We start from the raw sequence: 20,941 nt of genomic DNA on the forward strand, positions 1-20,941 counted from the left end.
TCCCAGGGCCGTGTGCCTCGACGCGCTCCTGTCGACCGGTCGTCCGCGACCGCCGGCGTCCGTCCACCGTTCGGGGACGGCTCGGACCCCGCCGCACCCGACTCCACAGTCGTCGATCTCACTGCGCCGCACCCCCACCCTGCGCGCGAACTCACGCATTGTGGCGCGATGCCCGAAATGGTGCAAGGGGGAATCATTGAACGTGTTCTGCCCGCACCCCGGGGCGGTACGGTGACGGCGTGTCTCCTGTGTCACCCGAGCCCTCCGACGAGGTCGCACGCGGCGCCGTCGAGTTCCCGCCTGTGCTCACGACTGCCGGGGCGGCCGAACTCCTGCAGGTGCACGTCGAGTACCTCCGCAAGATGGTGCGCGAGGGTTCGGTGCCGTGCCACCGGTTCCCGAACGGCCGGGAGATGCGATTCCTGCGCGACGAGCTCCTCGAGTGGCTCGCCGCCCAGGAGGGCGCCAATCGCGCTCCCTCGGCGGCGAAATCTCAGAAGGGCTGATCCACGAGCCGCACGTAGGCGACCGAGACGAGCGGGAGCAGCACGTGGCTGTCCCCTCCGACCTTCAGGTGGTCGGCGCCGATGGCGACGGGTCCCACCGGCTCCTCGCTCAGTCCCAGCGCGCCGACGACAACAGGCTCCCGACGAGCTTCGAGTTCCAGCAGGCGCGAGCGGAACCCGAGGTCGTCCTCGGTCGGTGTACGCCCGTCGCCGCGCGTTCCGCGCTGAACGAGGCGCACGACCAGCGGCGCTCGTGTGGCTTCCGACTCGTCGTGTCGGAAGGCCGTCCGGATGTCGACGCGGCCGTCGGTTGTGTGCAGCGCAAGGAGATCCGCACCCACGGCCACCACATGCCCGGTGAAGGTGCGCTCCAGCACCTCCACGGCCAGAACGTCACCGCGACGGCGATGCGCAGCCAGGACGTCGTTCAGGCTCAGGCGGTGACGCCAGGCCACCTCCGCCTCGGCGGCGAAACCCTCATGCTCGCTGCGCCAGCCTTCTCTCAGCTCCGCGGCGAAGGATGCCAACTCGACGGGAGGGTCAGGTCGGTCGGTCTCCCCGACGCCCGGCCCACCACGCTCCTCGTCGCCACTGTCCGCCACGGCTGAGAACGCTACGGACCCACCGCGAGCAGCACAACCGGTGCCACCGGAGCTCAGCACTGTGGCGGCCAAATTTCGATCAACGCCGTGTCGGACCCCATGTCCCAGGACGGACTGCCGACGGGCACCCCGTCGGTGAACAGCGCAGGTTCTGGGCCCTCTGGAGGAAGTCGAGCTTCGAGCGGTGCGAGCACACCGTCTCGGTGATCGGAGGACGCTCGAGCTCGACGAGACGCGAGCGGGTCTGCGCCGCGGTCTGTGCGGCCTCGTACGCATGTCCGGCCGGATCGTCGGGCCACCGCTGGGCGGCGATCACATCAGCGTTCACGAAGGGGCAGTCGTGGAGGAGCGGTCCGGTGCGAACTCGACGAGCGTGCCGTCATCGTCGAGGGCAACGGCGGTGATCCCCTCCGCCGCCGCGAGAGCTTCCTCGATGCCGCGGCGATTGCTGTCTCGGAGTGATACACACATCGCGGCAACGTGACCGACTACGGCGAGTCGAGTACGAAGAGGATGAAGAGGTCGAGTACGAAGAGGATGCGGTGAGATGAGCGCCGAGCGCGAGGTGGCACCCATGACAGCAGCCGGGTCAGACGTTCCGCAGAGGGAGACGGCAGCGGACCATGTCACCACCGACGTTCCAGTCGTCGAACCCGGGGCACCGGTCGGTGAGGTTCGCGTATCGCTTCTGGGACGGCGCTTCACCAGTGCACGCGACGTGGCCGTGTGCGTCGAGGGCCATCTCACCGGCCTGGTGACGATCGAGGATCTCCTCGCTGCCGACGAGGGAGCGTCGGTGGCCGACGTGATGGATCCGGAGCCTCCCTGCGTGGGGCCGGGTGTGGATCAGGAAGTGGCAGCCTGGGAACTGGTACATCGGGGCGAGAGCAGCCTGGCCGTGGTCGACGAACACGGTCGCTTCGTCGGGCTGGTCCCACCGGCCGCGATGCTCGAGGTGTTGTTGCGCGAGCACGAGGAGGACCTCCGCCGGCTGGGCGGGTTCCTCCACGACACCGCCAAGGCGAGACTCGCCTCCAACGAGCCCTTTGGCCGCCGTTTGGCACATCGACTGCCGTGGCTCGTGGTCGGCCTTGCCGGCGCGCTGATCTCGGCCGTGCTGCTGCGAGGTTTCGAGTCCCGTCTCACCGATCGAGTGTCGCTTGCGTTCTTCATCCCGGGAATCGTCTACGTCGCCGGCGCTGTGGGCACGCAGACGGAAACACTCGTGGTGCGTGGCTTGTCGGTCGGCGTGTCGGTGCGCAGCATCATCCGCAGCGAGCTCGTCACCGGGACGTGCGTAGCCCTCGTTCTAACGGTCGTCACGTTCCCGTTCGCGTTGGCCATCGCGGGCGAGGGGTCCGTGGCCTGGACCGTCGTCTTGGCCGTGTTCGCGTCATGCGGGACAGCCACCGTGACCGGGATCGCCCTTCCTCGGGTCCTGGTGGCGATCGGTCAGGATCCGGCGTTCGGGAGCGGCCCGCTCGTGACCATCGTGCAGGATCTGCTCACGATCGTCGTCTACCTGGGACTCGCGGTGGTGCTCGTTTGATCCTTCCCCTGCTCACGAGTCCTGGAGGCGGCGGGGGGAATCGAACCCCCGTAGAGGGTTTTGCAGACCCTTGCCTGAGCCACTCGGCCACGCCGCCGCGGAGGGTCGAGACTAGCCGGAGGGCCTGCGCACACCGCCGTCTGACCGCACCGCAGGACGGCACACCGACCGTGCACGGTGCCGTCCGGGCACCCCGCGAATCTCCCCTAACGTTTCGGGTGCCATGAGCCTTCCCGCACTCGAGTTCACCGAGGTCTCCAAGCACTTCGGCCCCGTCAGGGCGCTGGCGGGCATGAGCCTGCGCGTCGACACGGGCTCGGTCGCCGTGCTTCTCGGGCCGAACGGCGCGGGGAAGACCACAGCGGTGCGGGTGGCCACCGGCGCCATGCGGCCCCAGAGCGGCACCGTTCGCGCCTTCGGGCTCGACCCGACGGTCGACGGCGAGGAGGTGCGCAGCCGCTGCGGTGTCGTTCCGGCGCGCCCTGCGCTCTACGAACGGCTCACCGGCCACGACAACCTCCGCTACGCCGCCGAACTCTACGAGATCGGTGACGACGCGCCGATCCGCGACGCTGCTGCCCGCTTCGGGATCGTCGACGCGCTGCCTCTCAAGGTCGGTGGCTACTCCACGGGCATGCGCGCCCGTCTCGCCCTGGCCCGCGCCGTCCTGCACGACCCCGATCTGCTGCTCCTCGACGAGCCCACCGCCGGGCTCGACCCCGAGTCGGCGCGTGCCGTGCTCAACCTCATCGACGAGATGGGAGCCTCCGGCAAGACCGTGCTGATGTGCACGCACCTCCTCCTCGAGGCCGAAGGGCTGGCCGACCAGGTGATCGTCGCCGACGAGGGCCGCTCACTCGTCGCCGGCTCCCCCGACGAGCTGACCCGGCGCTTCTACCCCGCCACCACCGTCACTCTCGACGCCGAAGACCGCGCGGAGCTCGACCGCGTGGCCGACTTCGACGGTGTGGTCTCCTACGAGCGCAACGGCATGGCCAACATACAGATCGAGTCGCGCGAGCGCCTGGCACCCCTCGTGGCTGAGTTGGTCCGGGCGGGGATCCGGCTCGTCCGCGTGGAGCCCACCACACCCACACTCGAACAGCTCTACTTCACGATCCGTCGGGAGATCGCCCGGGGTCACCGCGACGAGGTCCTCACATGAACTGGGGCCGCGCGTGGGTGATCACCCGTACGGAGCTGCGGCAGTTCCGCCAGAGCCGCGATTTCATCCTGCCCATCGGCATCGTCGCCGTGCTGTTCTTCGTGGTGCTACCGGCAATCTTGCTGTTCGTGGTTTCCAACGTGCACGGCCCGGAGCTCACGACACGACTCGGCGATGTCATCGACACCCTACCGTCGGGCATCCGCGACGCCGCCGTCGACCAGAGTGACGATCCGAACGCGCAGGCGTCGTACGTTCTCGCCGTCTACCTGTTCGCTCCACTCGCCATCCTCGTTCCCCTCACGGTCTCGTCGGCCGTGGGGGCGCACTCCATCATCGGTGAGCGTGAGCGCGGCACCGGCGAGTTCCTCGCCCACTCCCCCGCCAGCGCACGCGAGATATACGTCGGAAAGATGTGGGCGAGCCTCCTGCCCGGGTACGTGGCCGCCGTCTTCGGCTTCGGCGCCTACTCGCTCATCGTGAACATCATCGCCGGCCCCAAACTCGGCGGCTGGTTCTTCCCGACCGGGAACTGGTGGGTTCTGGTGTTCGGCCTGATCCCACCCTTCATCGCACTGGCCGTGGCGATGATCCTCATGGTCTCCTCGCGGGTTTCCAGCGCGGCGGCTGCCCAGCAGCTCTCGTCGCTCATCACGCTCCCGTTGATCCTCCTCGCCTACGGGCTCGCCGCCTCCTCGATCTCCCGGGCGGTGACGTTCGCCGCCGTCATCGGGGCAGGTGCGTGGATTGTCGCGATTGCGGCACTCGTGCGTGGGTCCCGTAGCCTCACCCGGGAGCGGTTGCTCGGCCTGGGGGGATAGACGCGTGCGCGCTCGACGGTCGTTGTTCGTGGCGGTGGGTCTCAGCGTGGCGCTGGTGGCCGTCGGGTGCACCGACGCCGACACATCGGAGACCGGTGCCGCCTCGAACCCGGGAGACGAGCAGAACGCCGACCCCGCCAACGACGCCCCGGGCACGAAAGCGGGTGCTCCGTTCGCCGTCGGCGTACGCACCGAGACCTTCGTCGACGACACCCGTCCCACCGACTCCACGCCGGGATTCGACGGGGCGCCCGAGCGGACCCTGCCCACGACCATCTACTACCCCGCCGCCGAGGGTGAGCCCGGCGCGGCCCCCGTCGAGAACGCGCAGCCCGCTGCCGGGCCCTTCCCATTCGTGCTGTTCAGCCACGGCGTGAACTCGCTCGGCAGCGACTACGAGGCCCTGCTCACGCAGTGGGTCGAGGCGGGCTTCGTCGTGGCGGCACCCGACTATCCGCTGGGGAGCTCCGACGCACCCGGCGCCTCGCCGGTCGTCAGCGACGCCGCGCAGCAGGCGGTCGACGCCTCGTTCGTCACGGACCGTGTCCTGGAGCTCGACGGCGTGGGTCCGACGATCGACGCCGAACGGATCGGTGCGGCCGGGCATTCGCTCGGCGCCATCACCACGTCGGGGTTCGCCCTGAGCAACAGGTACCGCGACGACCGTGTCGACGTGGCGATCCAGTTCGCGGCACCCACCGGCTTCGAGGGCGGTGTCACCTACGACAAGCCCGTCCTCCTCGAGCACGGAGACGCCGACGGCTCGGTTCCCTACGCCCTCACGGCCACGAACTTCGCCGACATCCCGGCGCCCGCGTTCCTCGTCACCCTTCTCGGCGCCGAGCACACAGAGGCGTTCCGGGGCGGTGACATCGCCGCTGCTGATGTTGTGGCCGCCACGACACTCGACTTCCTCACAGGGTTCCTCGGCGACGATCCCGATGCCGTCGACCGCATCGTCGACGACGGTGACGTCCCGGGCGTCTCCACGGTCGAGGCCCACACCTGAGCCGCCGCCCCCTCCGCAGCAGGGTTGTCTAGAGTCGGTCGCGATGTCGGGTGCGGGGGGACGAGACCGGGGTGCCGCTCGCCGCACCCACGCTCTCGGTGTCCTCGCCGTGGTCGTGGTCCTGTCGACAGCAGCGTGCAGCGGGAGCGGCTCGGGCAACGACGCCGCGCCCGGGTCCGACGACCCGGAGCCGGTGAGCGGGTGCGACTGGCCGATGTGGGGCCAGAACATCGCGCGGACGTTCTCGTACCCGTGTGAATCGGAGCTGTCCCCCGACACGGTCGACGGGCTCGCACGTCAGTGGTTCTTCAACACCCGCGACGTCACCACGGCAACACCCGCCGTCGTGGGTGAGCGCGTCTACGTCGGCGACTGGTCGGGCCGCTTCTACGCCCTCGACCTCGACACCGGTGACGAGCTCTGGAGCTACGACGCCCCCGTACACCCCACGGTCTACTCGGGTCAGATCGTCTCCTCGGCCGCCGTGCACGATCTCGACGACGGGTCGCAGGTGGTGTTCTTCGCCGGGGGCCGCACCGTGTACGCGCTCGACACGGCCGACGGGTCGGAACGCTGGGCCGTCGACATGAACCCCGACGGCGGGGACGACGACCCGACAGAGATCCAGTCGTCCCCGCTCGTGGCGCCCGACATCGACGGACGCGACCTCGTAGTCGTCGGGTTCGACTCGCACGACACCCCCGGCGTGCGCGCCGGTATCCGGGCCCTCGATGCCGACACGGGCGACATGGTGTGGGACTTCGACCCCGATCTCGGCAACGAGCCGTCCGGCTGCACGGGCGTGTGGGGGTCGCCGAGCCTCGACCCCGAGCGGGGTCTCCTGTTCGTGGGCAGCGCCAACTGCCGCACGTCGCCCGACGGGTGGGGCGAGTACACCGAGGCCGTGTACGCCCTCGACGTCGCCAGCGGCGAGGCGCAGTGGAGCTTCCAACCGCACGAGCCCAACAACGACGACCTCGACTTCGCGGGGGCGCCCAACCTCTACAGCGTCGACGACACCGACGTCGTGGGCCTCGGCAACAAGGACGCCGCGTACTACGCACTCGAGCGCGACGGGACGCCGTTGTGGAGCACGGCCGTCACCGAGCCGGGCATCGAGTCGCCGGGCTCCAACTACTCCACCGGCGGCTTCATCGGCGGCACGGCGGTGGCCGACGGCCTCGTTCTCGGCGGGACGGCCGTCGGCCCCTGCCCGTGCGCGCACGCCCTCGACGCGGCCACAGGTGAGATCGTGTGGCAGAGCGATACGCCGGCGTCGACGTACGCCTCCGCGGCCGAGGTGGGTGGCGTCATGTTCCTCGGCGGAACCGACTTCACGCTGCGGGCCTTCGACGCCGCCTCCGGCGAGATCCTGTGGAGCGAGGAGATGAGCGGCGTCGTGGCCGGCGGCGTGGCGGTCGCCGACGACCGGGTCGTGGCGGTGGCGGGTATCCGCGAGCCGGGTCTCGACGCCACCTCGGAGACGAGCGGTGTCACGATGTTCAGCCTCGACGAGCCGACCACCACCACAACGAGCGCGCCCGCCGCGTCTGATTCGAGCGTCGGGATCGTGCTCGAGAACGGCCCCCAGGAGTGCGTGGGGACGCCGTGCGTCGTGACATTCGGGATCAACGACCCGCCCCCGGGCACGAGCCCGGTGTTCGAGCTGCTCGTGGAGAGCGACCCCTTCCGGGTGAGCGTGACCGCGACTGACGTCGGCGATCCCGCCGGGTGGCTGCGGCCCGGTAGCGCCGCCGCCGAGGTGGGTGCAACCGTGTTCGGCGTGGTGATCTCCGAGTCCGACGACGACCCGCAGAGTGGCGGGGTCCTGTGCACCTTCAACGCGGGTGAGAGTGGGTGCTCGACCGAGACCGTCCCGGTGCTGCAGGATCAGTACACGAGGATCTCGATCCTCGCGATGGACGACCCCACAACCGTCCCGACGGTCGCCGACGGCGTCGACCGCCTCGTTCGTAGCCAGTCGTTCGACCCGCCACTCATACCGGTACCGATCCCGGAATGAGCCCGTCAGCGCACGGGCTCCCGACCACCGAGCCCAGGAGGCCCCAGTGACCGTGATGCCGCTCCCCCGTTCGGGCCGCCTCCCCGCGTTCGTCGCACTGGTGTGCATCGTCGCCCTCGTCGCGGTCGCCTGTGACTCGAACGGCGGCGACGATGACGACGGAACGGGCAGTTCGACGACCGGCGAGTCGCCGACGGTCGACGAGGACGTTTCCCTTCCGAGCGTGGAACTCGTCTTCAACGGCGAGGGGAACAACCTCAATGCCTACGACCCTGCGACCGGGGATTCCCAACGGGTGATCACGAACGCCGACGAGGATCCCGACGGGCGCGACATCAACGGGCAGATCTGCTTCGACCCCGACGCCCCCGGGAAGTTCATCGCAGGTGAGGACACGGGCCAGCCGGAGGTGCCCGCCGGCTGGGGCTACTTCCAGCTGGAGGGCGCCGAACTCGGGGATCTCGGCGCCACCCAGAAGGGGAAGCTCGCCCCCACGTATCAGGAGAGTTCCGACAACCCGGAGATGTACGGCTGCGGCTTCCTGCCCGACGGCCGGCTCGTGACGACCGACGTGGGCAACCAGGCGCAGGGCGACGGCGACGGGCAGCTCATCATGTGGTTCCCGCCCTTCGACCGCGACGACGTGGCCTTCTGCAAGCTCGACGTCGCCATCCCGACGGCCCAGCAGGTCCTCGTGGAGGACGACGACACGATCCTCGTGGCGTCCGCACGCGGTCCCGGAGACCACGGGATCCTCCGCTACCGTGGGCCTTTCCCCACCTCGGACGACGCATCCGGTGGCTGCGGCGGAACGGATCCCGTCGGTTCTCCGATGGCCGACACCGTCACCAAGGACGTGTTCATTCCCGCGGACGACCTCATCCCCACGACCAGCGGGATCGTGGCGGCGCCCGACGGCGGGTACTACGTGTCGAGCGTCTTCAACGGGGTGATCGCCGAGTACGACGCCGGCGGCGGGTACGTGCGCACGATCCTCGAGCCACCGGAGGGTGAGGTCCTGTCCGACCAGACCTTCTCGACGGGAACGCCGCTGGGCCTGGGTGTCGACTCCACGGGGAACCTCTACTTCGCCGACATCGGTGTCGTGATCACGGCGGACTCGATCGGACCCGGGGAGTCCGGTTCGCTCCAGACCATCCGTTTCGACAACGGCGAGCCACAGCCGCCCGAGGTCCTGGCGTTCGACCTGGCGTTCCCCGACGGTATCGGTATCTGGTTCCCGACTCCCTGAGGACCGGAGTCCCGGCCGAGGGCCGCCGGCCGACAGGGCGGCACGCCCTGACGCGCCTCAGGCGGAATCGCCCTCACGCAGGTTGATGGGTACGACGGTCCCGTCGGCCCACGTCGCGTGCCCTTCCCGGAGCAGCTCCTCGACGAGACGCGGGGGCTGGGCGTGGAAGTAGTGCCATCCCTGGGCGGTGTCGCACCCGAGAGCCTTCAGCTGGGCGGCCTGGTTGCGGTCCTCGACGCCCTCGGCGGTGATGCGCATCCCGAGCGCATGACCCATGGAGATCACGGCCTGTGCGATCGCCTCGTCGGCGTCCCGTACGGCGACGCCGTCGACGAAGGTCTTGTCGAGCTTGAGGACGTCGACCGGAAGGTCACGGAGGTACCCGAGCGAGGAGTAGCCGGTCCCGAAGTCGTCGATCGCGACCTGAACACCGAACGCCCGCAGCTTCTCGAGGTTCCGACGCGTCACCTCGTCCTCCGAGAGGGCTGTCCGCTCGGTGATCTCCACCTGTAACGACGAGGCCGGGAACCCGCTGTGCTCGAGGGCCTGCGCGACGTCGGACACGGCGTCGTCCTGACGGATGAACCGCGGAGACAGGTTCACGCTCACCCGGATGTCGGTCCGGCACCGTTCCATCCACTCATGGCCGAGTCGGCAGGCCTCACGCATCACGAAGCGGTCGACCGCGAGGATGAGGCTCGACTCCTCGGCGAACGGCACGAAGGCGCCGGGGAGGAGCATCCCCCGCGTCGGGTGCTGCCACCGCACCAGTGCCTCGAGCGCCACGACATTCCCGTCGGAGAGGTCGATCTCGGGCTGGAAGTGGACCTCCAGACCTCCCTCGTCGACGGCACGCCACAGATCGGCCTCGAGCTCGAGGCGCCCGACGAGCCGCGGAGCGGCCTCGGCGTCGAAGACCTCGAGTCGGGACCGTCCGTTCTCCTTGGCCATGTACATCGCGAGGTCGGCATCGCGCATCAGCTCGTCGGCCTGCACGCCGGGCTGTGAGACAGCGACGCCGACACTTCCTGTCGTGACGATCTCGCGGTCACTGAGCCAGATCGGCTCCCGCAACGCGGAGATGATCCGCTCGGCCACGTGAACGGCGTCGGAAGCCTCGACGACCCTGCGGACGAGGACGGTGAACTCGTCGCCTCCGAAGCGAGCGACGACGTCACCGGGGCGGATGGCGCCGACCAGACGCCGTGCGAACTCACAGAGCAGACGGTCCCCGATTTCATGCCCCAGGCTGTCGTTCACCAGCTTGAAGCGGTCGACGTCGAGGAACAGGATGCCGACGCATTCCTCGTCGCCGAGCTCGGACAGCGTTCGCTCCAGCTCGTCCAGGAAGCCGGAGCGGTTCGGCAGGCCGGTCAGCGAGTCGTGATACGCCTGGTGGGTCAGCTCCTCCTGGAACTGCCGGCGCTCGGTGATGTTGTGCATGATGGCGACGAACCCTTCGACACTCGGGTCGTGGAGGCGGTTGACGGCCGACACCTCGAACCAGTCCCAGTCGCCCGACGCCGCGCGCAGCCGTAGCTCGCCGCGTTCGGCGCGGTCCTCCGAGTTCAGGACCCGCTCGTTGAAGGGTCCGAGGGCCTCTCGGTCATCGGGGTGCAGCAGGTCGAGAACGTTCTCGCCCGTGAGCTCCTCGACCGACCGTCCCAGCTCGGGCTCGGCCGCCGGCGAGATGTAGGCGATCGTTCCCACCCGGTCGAGCACCATGATCATGTCGGTCGTGTTCGCGACGAGCGCCTCGAACCGCTCGCCGCTGCGGCGAACTTCCGCCTCGGCCTCCTCCGCCGTCTGTGTCGCAGCACCGATCATCAGGATCGCGATGACGACACCCAACGCGGACAGGAGGGCGAGTCCGTGAACGGCCGGGGGGTCGACGAAGCTCGGAGCGGCCCCGACCTGGATCGCGAGCTGCCCGAAGAAGATGCAGACGAGTGAGCTCGCGAGAATTGGCCGGGCGACCCGTGACCCACTGTCGTTGATCATGTCGCCGGCGATCGCGACGTAGCCGATCGAGAGCATCGGCCCCCAGCCGGTGGCGTAGATCGGCGGGGTCAACGCGGCCGTCACGAGACCGGCGCGGATCCACACCAGGCCGCCGCTGCCCGCGTGGGCGAACGCCGTTGTCGTGATCGCGGAGGTGAACAGCGCCACCGCGATGAGAACCGGGAAGATCCACACCGGGATGTCGGCGACCCATCCCGCCCAGTACATGCCGAGATAGGCGACGATGACGACCGGAAGCTCGGGGCGCAGGACGGCGTAGGCGATCTCGGACCGGTACCCGCTCCGGGTCGACCGACGCGCGGGAGCGGCGACGGCGCTCTGCGCCGCGCGCTCGGCGCGCGCCTCCGAAGCGGCGTCCGGCGGGGCGGGCGCTCTCTCCTGGGCCATCGCGTCCCTATCGGCATCACGGGGCAGTTCCTGAGCCTCTTCTCCGTGCCCGCACCGTGCCCACGACCGGCGACCGCCCGAACACCGACGGCACGCGTCAGGCCCGCCGCTATCATCAGCCGCCATGAGTGAACCGGCCCGCCTGGCCGCCGTGGGTGCCGCATGCGGGTCACTCCGGCTCCGCGCCGCCGATGCCGCCGAGGCGTGGGGCACCGGATCCCCGCGGGGTCGCACGGCCGTGGCCGCGCCCGACGAGGACACCCTGACGCTCGCGTGGGACGCCGCCACCGCCGCACGCCGGGCGGTCCAGGCGGGGCCCGGAGACCAACCCGGTTCCCTCACGCGCACCGAGATCGACGGGCTGTGGTGGGGCACGTCGGAGCCGCCGTTCGCCGACGGCCCGAGCCACGCCGTTCTGGCCGCTGCTCTGGGCCTCTCCGCAGCGTCCACGGGAGCGTTGCACGCAGGCTCCTCCCATGCCGGGGTCGAGGCACTCCTCGGTGCAGCCGATGCGATCCACGCGGGAACGGCGGCGCGCGCGCTCGTCATCGCGTCGGACGCCATCGTGCCCGGAACCGGTACGGCACTGGAGCGCCGCGCCGGCGCTGCGGCCGTCGCGCTGCTCCTCGAGCGGGATGGCCCCGCCGGTATCGGTGCTCGCGTGACGCGCACCCGACCAGCCCTCGACCGCTACCGCGGCGCACGCGAGGCCGTCACGCGCGACACGTACGACCCACGCCTCGAACGCGACGAGATCATCCTCCCCGCAGTGCGCGAGATCGTCGATCACCTCGCCGTGTTCGAGCCCACGGCCTGGTCACTGCCCGACCCCGACGGACGTACCTCGCGGTCCGTCGCCCGCGGCCTCACCGGGACGCTGGTCTCCGACGCTGTGTTTTCCACGCTCGGCGACACGGGCGCGGCCGCAGCCCTTCTCGGAGCGGCCACAGCCTTGGACGCCTCGGGCGTCGTGGCCGCCGTCGGCTACGGCGGCGGCCGCATCACGGGAATTCTCCTCGAGGCCGACGCTCCGGTCCCGGGTGCGGCATCGGTCCCGATCACCCTCGAGCGAGGCGTCGAGGCCTCCTACGCCGAGGTGCTCCGCTCCCGCGGTCAGCTCACACCCCACGGGGAGACGGTCGAGATGGGCGTGCCGCCCGGCAGTGCCATGTTCACGCGGGGAGCACCCGAGATGCTCGGACCGCTCGGCGCGCGCTGCGTCGACTGCGGGACGGTCAACACGCCGCCCTCCATCCATCCACACTGTGTCGGCTGCGGTGGCTCCAAGTTCGACGAGGTCGATCTCGCCGAGACCGGGACCGTCCACACCTACGTCGTCAACCGAACGATGCCCGCTCCGTTCGTGGCCCCGCTCCCGCTGGCGGTCGTCGACCTCGACGACGGTGCCCGCATCATGCTCCAGGTCACCGGCGATCCCGACGGCCTCGCCGTCGACTCGCGTGTCGAACTCGTGCTGCGGCGTTACGCGTACGAGCGGGGCGTCCCGGTGTACGGCTACAAGGCACGCCTCGTGGCCCCGCCACCGAACACGCAGGGGGGAGGCACCTGATCATGGGATGGAACCGAGTCGCCGTCGTGGGTGCCGGCATGGTCGACTTCGGCGAGCGCTTCGACACGAGCTACGAGCAACTCGCCGCGGAGGCGTTCGACGCCGCGCTGGCGAGCGTCGACAAGGCGTTCGAGCCGGCCCAGGTCGAGGCCGCCTTCGTCGCCACGCAACGCGGGACGTTGTGGGGCCAGGAGGGAATCGGTGGCAACACGGTGCCGTCGGCCATCGGGTTGGCCGGCGTTCCCTGCACCCGGATCGAGAACGCGTGCCCCTCGGGCAGCGACGCCTTCCGCGTCGGAGCCATGGCGGTGGCCAGCGGCGTCCACGACGTCGTGTTGGTGATCGGCGTCGAGAAGATGCGCGACAAGTCGACCGAGGAGGGTCTGCTGTCGCGGGCGGCCGCCGGCCATCCGGTCTACACGCGCGGCGAGACCGCACCCGTCCTCTTCGCCCCGTTCGCCACGCGCCACATGCACGAGTTCGGAACCACCCCGGAGATGCTGGCGTCGGTCGCCGTCAAGAACCACCACAACGGCACCCTCGACCCCTACGCCCACTTCCGGAACGAGGTCACCACCGAGCAGGTCCTCGACTCCCCGCTGGTCTGCGAGCCGCTGCGACTGCTCGACTGCTGCCCGCAGACCGACGGCGCGGCCGCCACTCTCCTCGTCAGCGCCGAGCGCGCCGGCGAGTTCACCGACACACCGGTGTACGTGGCCGGGTTCGGCGTGGCCACCGACCACCCGTACCTCCACGAGAAGTCGAGCTTCACTGCCCTGGAGGCCACGAGAACGGCGGCACGACGCGCCTACGAGATGGCCGGCGTCGGGCCGTCCGACATCGACATGGCCGAGGTCCACGACTGCTTCACGATCACGGAGATCCTCGACATCGAGGATCTCGGCTTCGTCGAGAAAGGTGAGGGGGGGAAGGCCTCGCTCGACGGCGACACGGCCCTCGACGGCCGGATCCCGGTCAACACGTCGGGAGGGCTTCTCGCGAAGGGACACCCCATCGGCGCCACCGGTGTTGCACAGCTCACCGAGTGCTGGTGGCAGCTACGCTGTGAGGCCGGTGACCGTCAGGTCGAGATGACGAACGGTCATGCCCTCCAACACAACGTGGGCGGTCGCGGCTCGGGTGTGTCCGTCGTGAACATCCTCACGACGAACCCGTAGCCACCTCCGCTTCCGGCGTCGACCCGGCGGCGGTAGGCTTCTGGCACGCGTGCCGGATCCGGTGCGCGAGCCCGCAGGCTGCGAGGGGAGGCTCGGGTGAGCAACGTCGACCTGATCCAGCTCGCTGGTCACCGCGGACGACTCGCACCGGCCGGCGGCACGCACGACACCGCCGTCGACCCCGTCACCGCCGAGGTGGTGCGCAACACCCTCGAAACGGTCTGTTTCGAGATGGCGACCTACGTGTCGCGCACGGCCACCACGCCGATCCTCAACCAGTCGAACGAGCGAAACGCCACGATCATCGACGCCCGCGGCCGTCTCGCCGCCCTGTCGGTCGGTATCCCGCAGTTCATGCTCACCTCCACGCTGCCGGTGCGCTTCGCGCTCGAGTTCTTCGGAGCCGACGAGTTCCACGAGGGCGACGTCTTCGCAGCCAACGATCCCTACCACGGGGGTGGGCACCTCCCCGACTACAACGTCTTCGCCCCGGTCTTCGCCGACGACGGCACCGGCGAGCGGCGCATGGTCCTCATCGCCAGCATCCAGTGCCACCACGGCGACACCGGCGGCGCCGTCCCGGGGGGCTACAACGTCACCGCCGCCGACATCTGGGGGGAGGGCGTCCGCTGGCCCGCCGTGAAGGTCGTCGACCGCGGCGAGGAACGGCACGACCTCCTCTACGCCATGCAGGCGAACAACCGGATTCCCGACTACGTGGGCGACCTCCGTGCCCAGATCGGGGCTGCCCAGATCGCCTGTCGTCGCCTCGGCGAGATCATCGACCTCCACGGTGCCGACACCGTGGAGCGCAGCGTCGACTTCATGATCGACTACGCCGCCCGACGGTTCCGCGAGGAGGTGGCGGCCTGGCCCGACGGCACCTACGAGGGCGACGCCTACGTCGACCACGATCCCCTCGGCCACGAGGACATACATCTCCATGTCACGATCGACGTGTCGGGCGACGACCTCACCATCGACTTCACCGGCTCCGACATGCGCCAGGAGATCCAGGCGTGGTCGACGTTCGGCAACACGCGGGGCTACACGGTCGCCCAGGTGGCCGCGATGATGGATCCCGAGATCCCGAAGAACGAGGGCTTCTTCGACCAGATCGACCTCGTCGTCCCTCAGGGTTGCGTTCTCAACCCGCATCCCGACAAGCCCGTGAGTGCCGGCACCCACCATCCCGGTGCGGACGTGGGTGAGGTCATCGCCGTGGCAATGCAGGACGTCCTGCCCGACAAGGCCGTTCCGCAGTCCTACAAGACGGGGATACCCACCGTCATCGTGGGCGATCACCCCGACACGGGTGCGAAGTTCACCGACCATTCCGCCGAGGTCTACGCCGGTTGGTGCAACGCGGCACGGGGCATGGACGCCTGGGGCGCACAGAACGCCTCCTTCGGAAACCTCTGGAAGGCGACCGCCGAGATCAACGAGAGTCTCTTTCCCCACATCCAGTGGAGCCGTGACTACCGCACCGACTCCGGCGGCGCCGGGCAGTGGCGCGGCCTGTGCGGCAGCCACTACGAGAAGGAGGTCCTCGTCGACGCCTCCGTCTACACCTACGTCGTCGGGATGAAGTACCCGATGCCGGGGATCTGCGGTGGAAAGGCCGGTGAGCCCAACCGGATGGTGATCCGCTACGGCTCCGACGACCCCTTCGAGGTGCAGCACACCGCCGACTGGGTTCCCATCAGTGCCGGTGAGCGCGTGATGTACGACTACGGCGGTGGCGGCGGTTGGGGCGATCCGCTCGAGCGCGACCCACAGGCCGTGCTCGACGACGTGCTCGACGAGTACGTGAGCGTCGAGGGGGCCACCCGCGACTACGGCGTCGTCCTCACTGGATCGCTCGACGACCTCACGCTGGCCGTCGACGAGGACGCCACGAAGGCGCGGCGGTCCGAGATCCGGTCCGGGCACTCGGCCGGCTGACCACGATCCGGGAACGGCGCTGATGGGCTATCGCGTGGGCGTCGACGTCGGGGGAACCTTCACCGACCTCATCTGTGTCACCCCCGACGGCTCCATCGTTCTCGACAAGACACCGTCGACGCTCGACGACCAGTCCACCGGCGTCATGAACGGCCTCGAGGACCTGGCAACGCGCTTCGGGCTCCCTCTCCCGGAGTTCTGCGCCGAACTCGACATCGTCGTGCACGGCACGACGACGGCCGACAACACGATGATCGAGATGGACGGGGCACCGACGGGTCTTCTCGTGACAGAGGGGCACCGCGACGAGATCGAGATGCGACGGGTCCACAAGGAGGAGATCTGGGACCCGAGCCACCCCGCTCCCCCACCGATCGCCCGACGACGCGCCCGCATCCCGGTTCCGGGACGTCTCGACCACACGGGTCGCGAGATCCAGGTCCTCGACGAGGACGCCGTCCGGGCCGGTGTCCGGCGCCTGAAGTCCCTGGGGGTCCGGTCGATCGCCGTCATGTTCCTCTTCAGCTTCGTCAACCCCGACCACGAGAACCGCGCCGCGGAGATCATCCGGGAGGAGTACCCCGACGTCGAGCACGTGTCCCTGTCGCACGAGGTGATGCCCCGCGGCCCGGAGTTCGAGCGGACCTCGACGACGCTCGTCAACGCCTACGTGGCCCCCCGGATCGAGGGCTACGTGTCGCGCCTCACGGACAAGTTGCGCACAGCCGGCTACGACGGACCGCTGCTCATCATGCAGTCGACCGGTGGCGTCATGACCCCCGAGTACGTTGCTCGACGCGCCGTGTCCGTCCTCGCGTCGGGGCCGACCGGCGGTGTGATGGGAGCCACGGTCGACGCACAGCGCGTGGGCATCACCGACTTCGTGGCCATGGACATGGGGGGGACCAGCTTCGATCTGTGCCTCGTGCGCGATGCGCAGCCCGAGATCAAGACCGACTGGAACTGGCGGTACCGCTACTACATCGGTATGCCGATGGTCGACGTCCAGAGCGTCGGTGCCGGCGGTGGGTCGATCGCCCGGGTTCGCCAGGGCGCCCTGCTCGTCGGGCCCGAGAGTGCCGGATCCACACCGGGGCCCGCCTGCTACGGACGGGGCGGCACCGAATCCACCGTCACCGACGCCGACCTCGTGCTCGGTTACCTGCCCACCGACAGGTTCGCCGGCGGGTCGATGACCCTCGACGTCGATGCCGCGCGCTCGGCGATCCACGGGTCGGTGGCGGAGCCACTCGGGCTCGACGTCGTCGACGCCGCCTGGGGCATCGAGCGGATCGTCAACGCCAACATGGCCAACGCGACCCGCCGGGTGCTCGCGGGTCACGGTGGGGATCCTCGTGACCTCGCTCTCATCGCCTACGGCGGCAACGGCGCCGTGCACGCCTGGGCCATCGCCGAGCAGCTGGGAACGCGCACGATCCTCGTGCCCAAGGCCGCACCGGCCTTCTCGGCGCTGGGTGTCCTCGTGGCCGACTACGTCGTCGACGTGCTGCGGTCCCACGTCGTCCCCCTGTCCCAGGTCGACCCGTCGACGCTGACGTCCCTCATGCGCGAGCTCGACGCGGAGGCGCGAAAGGAGATGGGCCCGGCCGGGCTCGACGACGACGAGCTCGCCGTCGACGTGTTCGTGCAGATGGCGTATCCGGGGCAGAACTTCGACATGAGCGTTCCGGCGCCAGAGGCCGAGCGGCTCGACGAGACGGGGCTCCTCGATCTCGCCAAGCGCTTTCACGATCTCCACGAGAGCGACCGCGGCTTCGCCTTCCGCAACCAGCAACCCGTCGTGCGGGGTGTGCGGCTCACCGCACGGGGCACAACGCCCAAGCCCGGCCGCCTCACCGACATGGGCGACGTCGGCGATGCCGACGCCGCACGCACGGGAACCCGCAGCGCCCACTTCGGTGACGGTTTCGTGGAGACACCGGTGTACGACGGGCCACTGCTCGGAGCAGGTGTGTCGATCGACGGCCCCGCCCTCATCGAGGAGCCGTTCACGGTCGTGGTCGTCCCGCCCGGGGCCGGCGCCACGACCGACGACCACGGCAACTACGTGGTCACACCGCTCCGGTAGCCGGTTCGCCTGCCTGAGCCGCCGCGACGACCGGCGACCGAACCCGAGCGAGGGAGCCGGCCGGGGCGGCACACAAGTGTGCCGTCGCCCCCGCCTCGACCCAGCGTGCCTCGCGCGGCATCCTGTGGGGAAGACACGAGAGGGGCACACCCATGGCCGTCACCACGACATCCACTGACACCGACAGGAACGCTCACGCACCCGGCAGCTCGTCGACGGGCTCGAACAGTTCGCCCACCCGTGCCACGACCGACATCCCCGGCGTCGTCGAAAGGCTTCGCACGACGTTCGACACGGGGGTCACGCGCCCCTACGAGTGGCGACGCCGCCAGCTCGAGGGCCTCATCGCGCTCCTGTCGGAGCGGGAGACGCAGCTGGTCGAGGCGCTCGCCACAGACCTCGGCAAGCCCGTCCACGAGGCGTGGATGGCCGATCTCGGCATCCCGTCGGCCGATGCGAAGTACGCCCTCAAGAACCTGAAGAGCTGGATGAAGCCGAAGCGTGTCAGCACCCCGCTGTCGTCGCAGCCCGCCACCTCGAAGATCTACCCCGACCCCCTCGGCGTCGTGTGCATCATCGGCCCATGGAACTACCCGGTACAGCTCCTGCTCCAGGTCCTCACCGGGGCGCTGGCAGCCGGCAACACGGCCGTCCTGAAGCCCTCCGAGGTCTCGTCGGCCACGTCGACCACACTGGCCGAGGCCGTCCCCCACTACCTCGACCCCGACGCCGTCGCGGTCGTGGAAGGTGGTGTTCCCGAGACCACGACGCTGCTCGAGCAGCGCTTCGACCACATCTTCTACACCGGCAACGGAACGGTCGGCCGGATCGTCATGGCAGCCGCGGCGAAGAACCTCACGCCGGTCACGCTGGAACTCGGCGGCAAGAGCCCTGTGATCGTCGACAGCGACGTCGATCTCGACGTGGCGGCACGGCGCATCGTGTGGGGCAAGTTCATGAACGCCGGCCAGACGTGCATCGCACCCGACTACGTGCTCGCAGACCGGTCGGTCGAGAGCGGGCTCCTCGACGCGATGCGGGACGTCATCGACGAGTTCTACGGTCCCGACCCGAGCCAGAGCCCGGATTTCGCGCGCATCATCGACGAACGCCACTTCGACCGTCTCACGGGCCTGATCGAGAAGGAGGACGACTCGAAGGTGGTCGTCGGCGGAGAATCCGATCGCTCCACCCGCTACATCGCTCCGACCATCGTGCGCGACGTCGACGCCGACTCCGCCCTCATGGACGAGGAGATCTTCGGGCCGATCCTCCCCGTTCTCACCGTCAACGACACCCACGAGGCCATCGAGTTCGTCAACGAACGCGACAAGCCCCTGGCTCTGTACGTCTTCTCCAAGAACGACGGCCGTGTCGAGCAGGTTCTGCGCCAGACGAGTTCCGGTGGTGCCTGCATCAACGCGACGGTGATGCACGTCGCCTCGGCGAACTTGCCCTTCGGCGGTGTGGGGGAGAGTGGCATGGGTGCCTACCACGGAAAGGCGAGCTTCGACACCTTCACCCACTTCAAGAGCGTGATGGACAGGCCGACCCTGATCGACCCGCCCATCATGTACCCGCCCTACACGGCCACGAAGCAGAAGATCGTCCGCACGCTCCTGCGGTAGGGGCACACCACCGGGCTCGGACCGGCTCCCGCTACGCGCGGGGCAGACCGAGGATCCGCTCGCCGATGATCGTGCGCTGCACCTCAGAGGTGCCGCCCGCGATCGACGCGGCCCTGCTCCACAACCACTGGCGTTGCCATGCCCCATCGTCGGGGACCCTGTCGGCCCCCGCCCACAGGGGTGCGGCCTCCCCGACGACGTCGAGGGCCGTGTCCGAGAGGTGCTGCGTCATGTCGCTCCAGGCGAGCTTCACCCAACTCGACTCGGGCCCCGGCTCGATCCCCCGGGCGAGCCGGGACAACGTGCGCCAGTTGTGGAGGCGCAGGACGCGAAGGTCCACGAACGCCTGGGCGAGTGCGTCGGAGACCTCAGGATCGTCGAGACGGTGGTCCCGGTGTGCACGGGCCAGGAGCGCGTCGAGGTACACCTCGTGCACCACCTGCTCCTTGAACGGGAAGGACGTACCACGCTCGTGGGCGAGGGTGGTGTTCGCCACCGACCAGCCGTCGTTGAGCTCACCGATCAACTGGTCACGGGCGACGAACACCTCGTCGAGGAAGACCTCGTTGAACTCCGCCTCACCCGTGATCTGCACGAGCGGTCGTAGGTCGATGCCGGGTGCGGTCATGTCGACGACGAGGTAGCTGATCCCCCGGTGGCGGGGGGCATCGGCGTCGGTGCGCGCCAGGCAGATCCCCCACCGGGCATGACCCGCGTAGCTCGTCCACACCTTCTGGCCGCTCAGCAGCCATCCCCCGTCGACGGGTGTGGCCCGGGTCGCGAGCGACGCGAGGTCGGAGCCGGCACCAGGCTCGCTGAACAGCTGGCACCAGATGTGCTCGGCGGAGAGGATCGCCGGGAGCCACCGGCTCTTCTGGTCGTCTGTGCCGTGTGCCAGCAACGTGGGGCCGGCGAGGTTGATGCCCACGCGGTTCACCGGCTGTGGGGCGCGGCTGCGCGCGTACTCCATGTTGTAGAGGGCGACCTCGACCGGCGTCGCTCCCCTGCCCCCGTAGGAGGTCGGCCAGTGGATCCCGATCCAGCGATCGGCCGCCAGGCGGGCCTGCCACTCCCGGCCCCAGGCGATTTCGTCGTCGAGGGAGTCGAACGCCGGGAGCTCCTCGAGGTTCTCGTCGAGCCATCGTCGGATCTCGGCAGAGAACTGCTGCTCGGCGTCGGTGAGGGAGAGATCCATG

Annotated in this window: 15 protein-coding genes, 1 tRNA gene and 1 pseudogene; 12 read left to right on the top strand and 5 right to left on the bottom strand. The window is 69.4% G+C overall.

Translation table 11 applies throughout. The annotated features are described in order from the left end of the window. Positions 1 to 239 precede the first annotated feature (239 nt). Complete coding sequence (locus R3A49_04225) at positions 240 to 506, top strand: helix-turn-helix domain-containing protein (protein ID MEZ5169937.1); 267 nt, start codon at positions 240 to 242, stop codon at positions 504 to 506. On the opposite strand, the gene R3A49_04230 is transcribed toward R3A49_04225, so the two are convergent. After that, positions 494 to 1,108, bottom strand: coding sequence for a hypothetical protein (locus tag R3A49_04230; protein MEZ5169938.1), 615 nt, complete (start codon positions 1,106 to 1,108; stop codon positions 494 to 496). The two genes, R3A49_04225 and R3A49_04230, sit on opposite strands and share 13 nt — an antisense overlap. A 151-nt stretch (positions 1,109 to 1,259) precedes the next feature. Further along, positions 1,260 to 1,439 (bottom strand): annotated as a pseudogene (locus R3A49_04235) (ATPase). A gap of 216 nt (positions 1,440 to 1,655) precedes the next feature. Here R3A49_04235 and R3A49_04240 point away from each other — a divergent pair. Then, positions 1,656 to 2,657 carry a magnesium transporter gene (locus R3A49_04240; protein ID MEZ5169939.1) on the top strand — a complete coding sequence of 334 codons (1,002 nt, stop codon included), beginning with the start codon at positions 1,656 to 1,658 and terminating at the stop codon, positions 2,655 to 2,657. A gap of 22 nt (positions 2,658 to 2,679) precedes the next feature. Here the strand turns inward: R3A49_04240 and R3A49_04245 are convergent. Further along, positions 2,680 to 2,754: transfer RNA gene (locus R3A49_04245), tRNA-Cys, on the bottom strand. A gap of 126 nt (positions 2,755 to 2,880) precedes the next feature. Between R3A49_04245 and R3A49_04250 the strand changes: the two genes are divergently transcribed. Genes R3A49_04250 through R3A49_04270 form a run of 5 tightly spaced genes read left to right on the top strand, consistent with a single transcriptional unit; the run spans position 2,881 to position 8,927 of the window. After that, positions 2,881 to 3,822 (top strand): ABC transporter ATP-binding protein, encoded by a 942-nt coding sequence (locus R3A49_04250; protein ID MEZ5169940.1) that lies wholly within the window; start codon positions 2,881 to 2,883, stop codon positions 3,820 to 3,822. Beyond that, the gene (locus R3A49_04255; protein MEZ5169941.1) at positions 3,819 to 4,643 is read left to right on the top strand and encodes an ABC transporter permease subunit; all 825 of its coding nucleotides are present in this window, start codon (positions 3,819 to 3,821) and stop codon (positions 4,641 to 4,643) included. Before R3A49_04250 ends, R3A49_04255 begins: the two co-directional genes overlap by 4 nt. Before the next feature lie 4 nt (positions 4,644 to 4,647). Beyond that, complete coding sequence (locus R3A49_04260) at positions 4,648 to 5,652, top strand: hypothetical protein (protein MEZ5169942.1); 1,005 nt, start codon at positions 4,648 to 4,650, stop codon at positions 5,650 to 5,652. Positions 5,653 to 5,695: 43 nt separating this feature from the next. Then, a complete protein-coding gene (locus R3A49_04265) occupies positions 5,696 to 7,675 on the top strand; it encodes a PQQ-binding-like beta-propeller repeat protein (protein ID MEZ5169943.1) in 1,980 nt (659 codons plus the stop codon). 46 nt (positions 7,676 to 7,721) lie between these two features. After that, positions 7,722 to 8,927 carry a hypothetical protein gene (locus R3A49_04270; protein MEZ5169944.1) on the top strand — a complete coding sequence of 402 codons (1,206 nt, stop codon included), beginning with the start codon at positions 7,722 to 7,724 and terminating at the stop codon, positions 8,925 to 8,927. Positions 8,928 to 8,984: 57 nt separating this feature from the next. Here the strand turns inward: R3A49_04270 and R3A49_04275 are convergent, their stop codons facing one another. Further along, positions 8,985 to 11,336 (bottom strand): EAL domain-containing protein, encoded by a 2,352-nt coding sequence (locus R3A49_04275; protein ID MEZ5169945.1) that lies wholly within the window; start codon positions 11,334 to 11,336, stop codon positions 8,985 to 8,987. Positions 11,337 to 11,460: 124 nt separating this feature from the next. Between R3A49_04275 and R3A49_04280 the strand changes: the two genes are divergently transcribed. The 5 genes from R3A49_04280 (at position 11,461) to R3A49_04300 (ending at position 19,745) form a co-directional block, all read left to right on the top strand. Continuing rightward, positions 11,461 to 12,906 (top strand): OB-fold domain-containing protein, encoded by a 1,446-nt coding sequence (locus tag R3A49_04280; protein ID MEZ5169946.1) that lies wholly within the window; start codon positions 11,461 to 11,463, stop codon positions 12,904 to 12,906. Between the two features lie 2 nt (positions 12,907 to 12,908). Next, positions 12,909 to 14,084 carry a thiolase domain-containing protein gene (locus R3A49_04285; GenBank protein MEZ5169947.1) on the top strand — a complete coding sequence of 392 codons (1,176 nt, stop codon included), beginning with the start codon at positions 12,909 to 12,911 and terminating at the stop codon, positions 14,082 to 14,084. Positions 14,085 to 14,180: 96 nt separating this feature from the next. Next, positions 14,181 to 16,028 (top strand): hydantoinase B/oxoprolinase family protein, encoded by a 1,848-nt coding sequence (locus R3A49_04290; protein ID MEZ5169948.1) that lies wholly within the window; start codon positions 14,181 to 14,183, stop codon positions 16,026 to 16,028. 22 nt (positions 16,029 to 16,050) lie between these two features. Beyond that, positions 16,051 to 18,117 carry a hydantoinase/oxoprolinase family protein gene (locus R3A49_04295; protein ID MEZ5169949.1) on the top strand — a complete coding sequence of 689 codons (2,067 nt, stop codon included), beginning with the start codon at positions 16,051 to 16,053 and terminating at the stop codon, positions 18,115 to 18,117. Between the two features lie 152 nt (positions 18,118 to 18,269). Then, a complete protein-coding gene (locus R3A49_04300) occupies positions 18,270 to 19,745 on the top strand; it encodes an aldehyde dehydrogenase family protein (protein MEZ5169950.1) in 1,476 nt (491 codons plus the stop codon). 31 nt (positions 19,746 to 19,776) lie between these two features. On the opposite strand, the gene R3A49_04305 is transcribed toward R3A49_04300, so the two are convergent. Next, the gene (locus R3A49_04305) at positions 19,777 to 20,940 is read right to left on the bottom strand and encodes an acyl-CoA dehydrogenase family protein (GenBank protein MEZ5169951.1); all 1,164 of its coding nucleotides are present in this window, start codon (positions 20,938 to 20,940) and stop codon (positions 19,777 to 19,779) included. Position 20,941 lies beyond the last annotated feature (1 nt).

This window comes from Acidimicrobiia bacterium, from assembly GCA_041394025.1.
GTDB lineage: Bacteria > Actinomycetota > Acidimicrobiia > IMCC26256 > JAOSJL01 > JAOSJL01.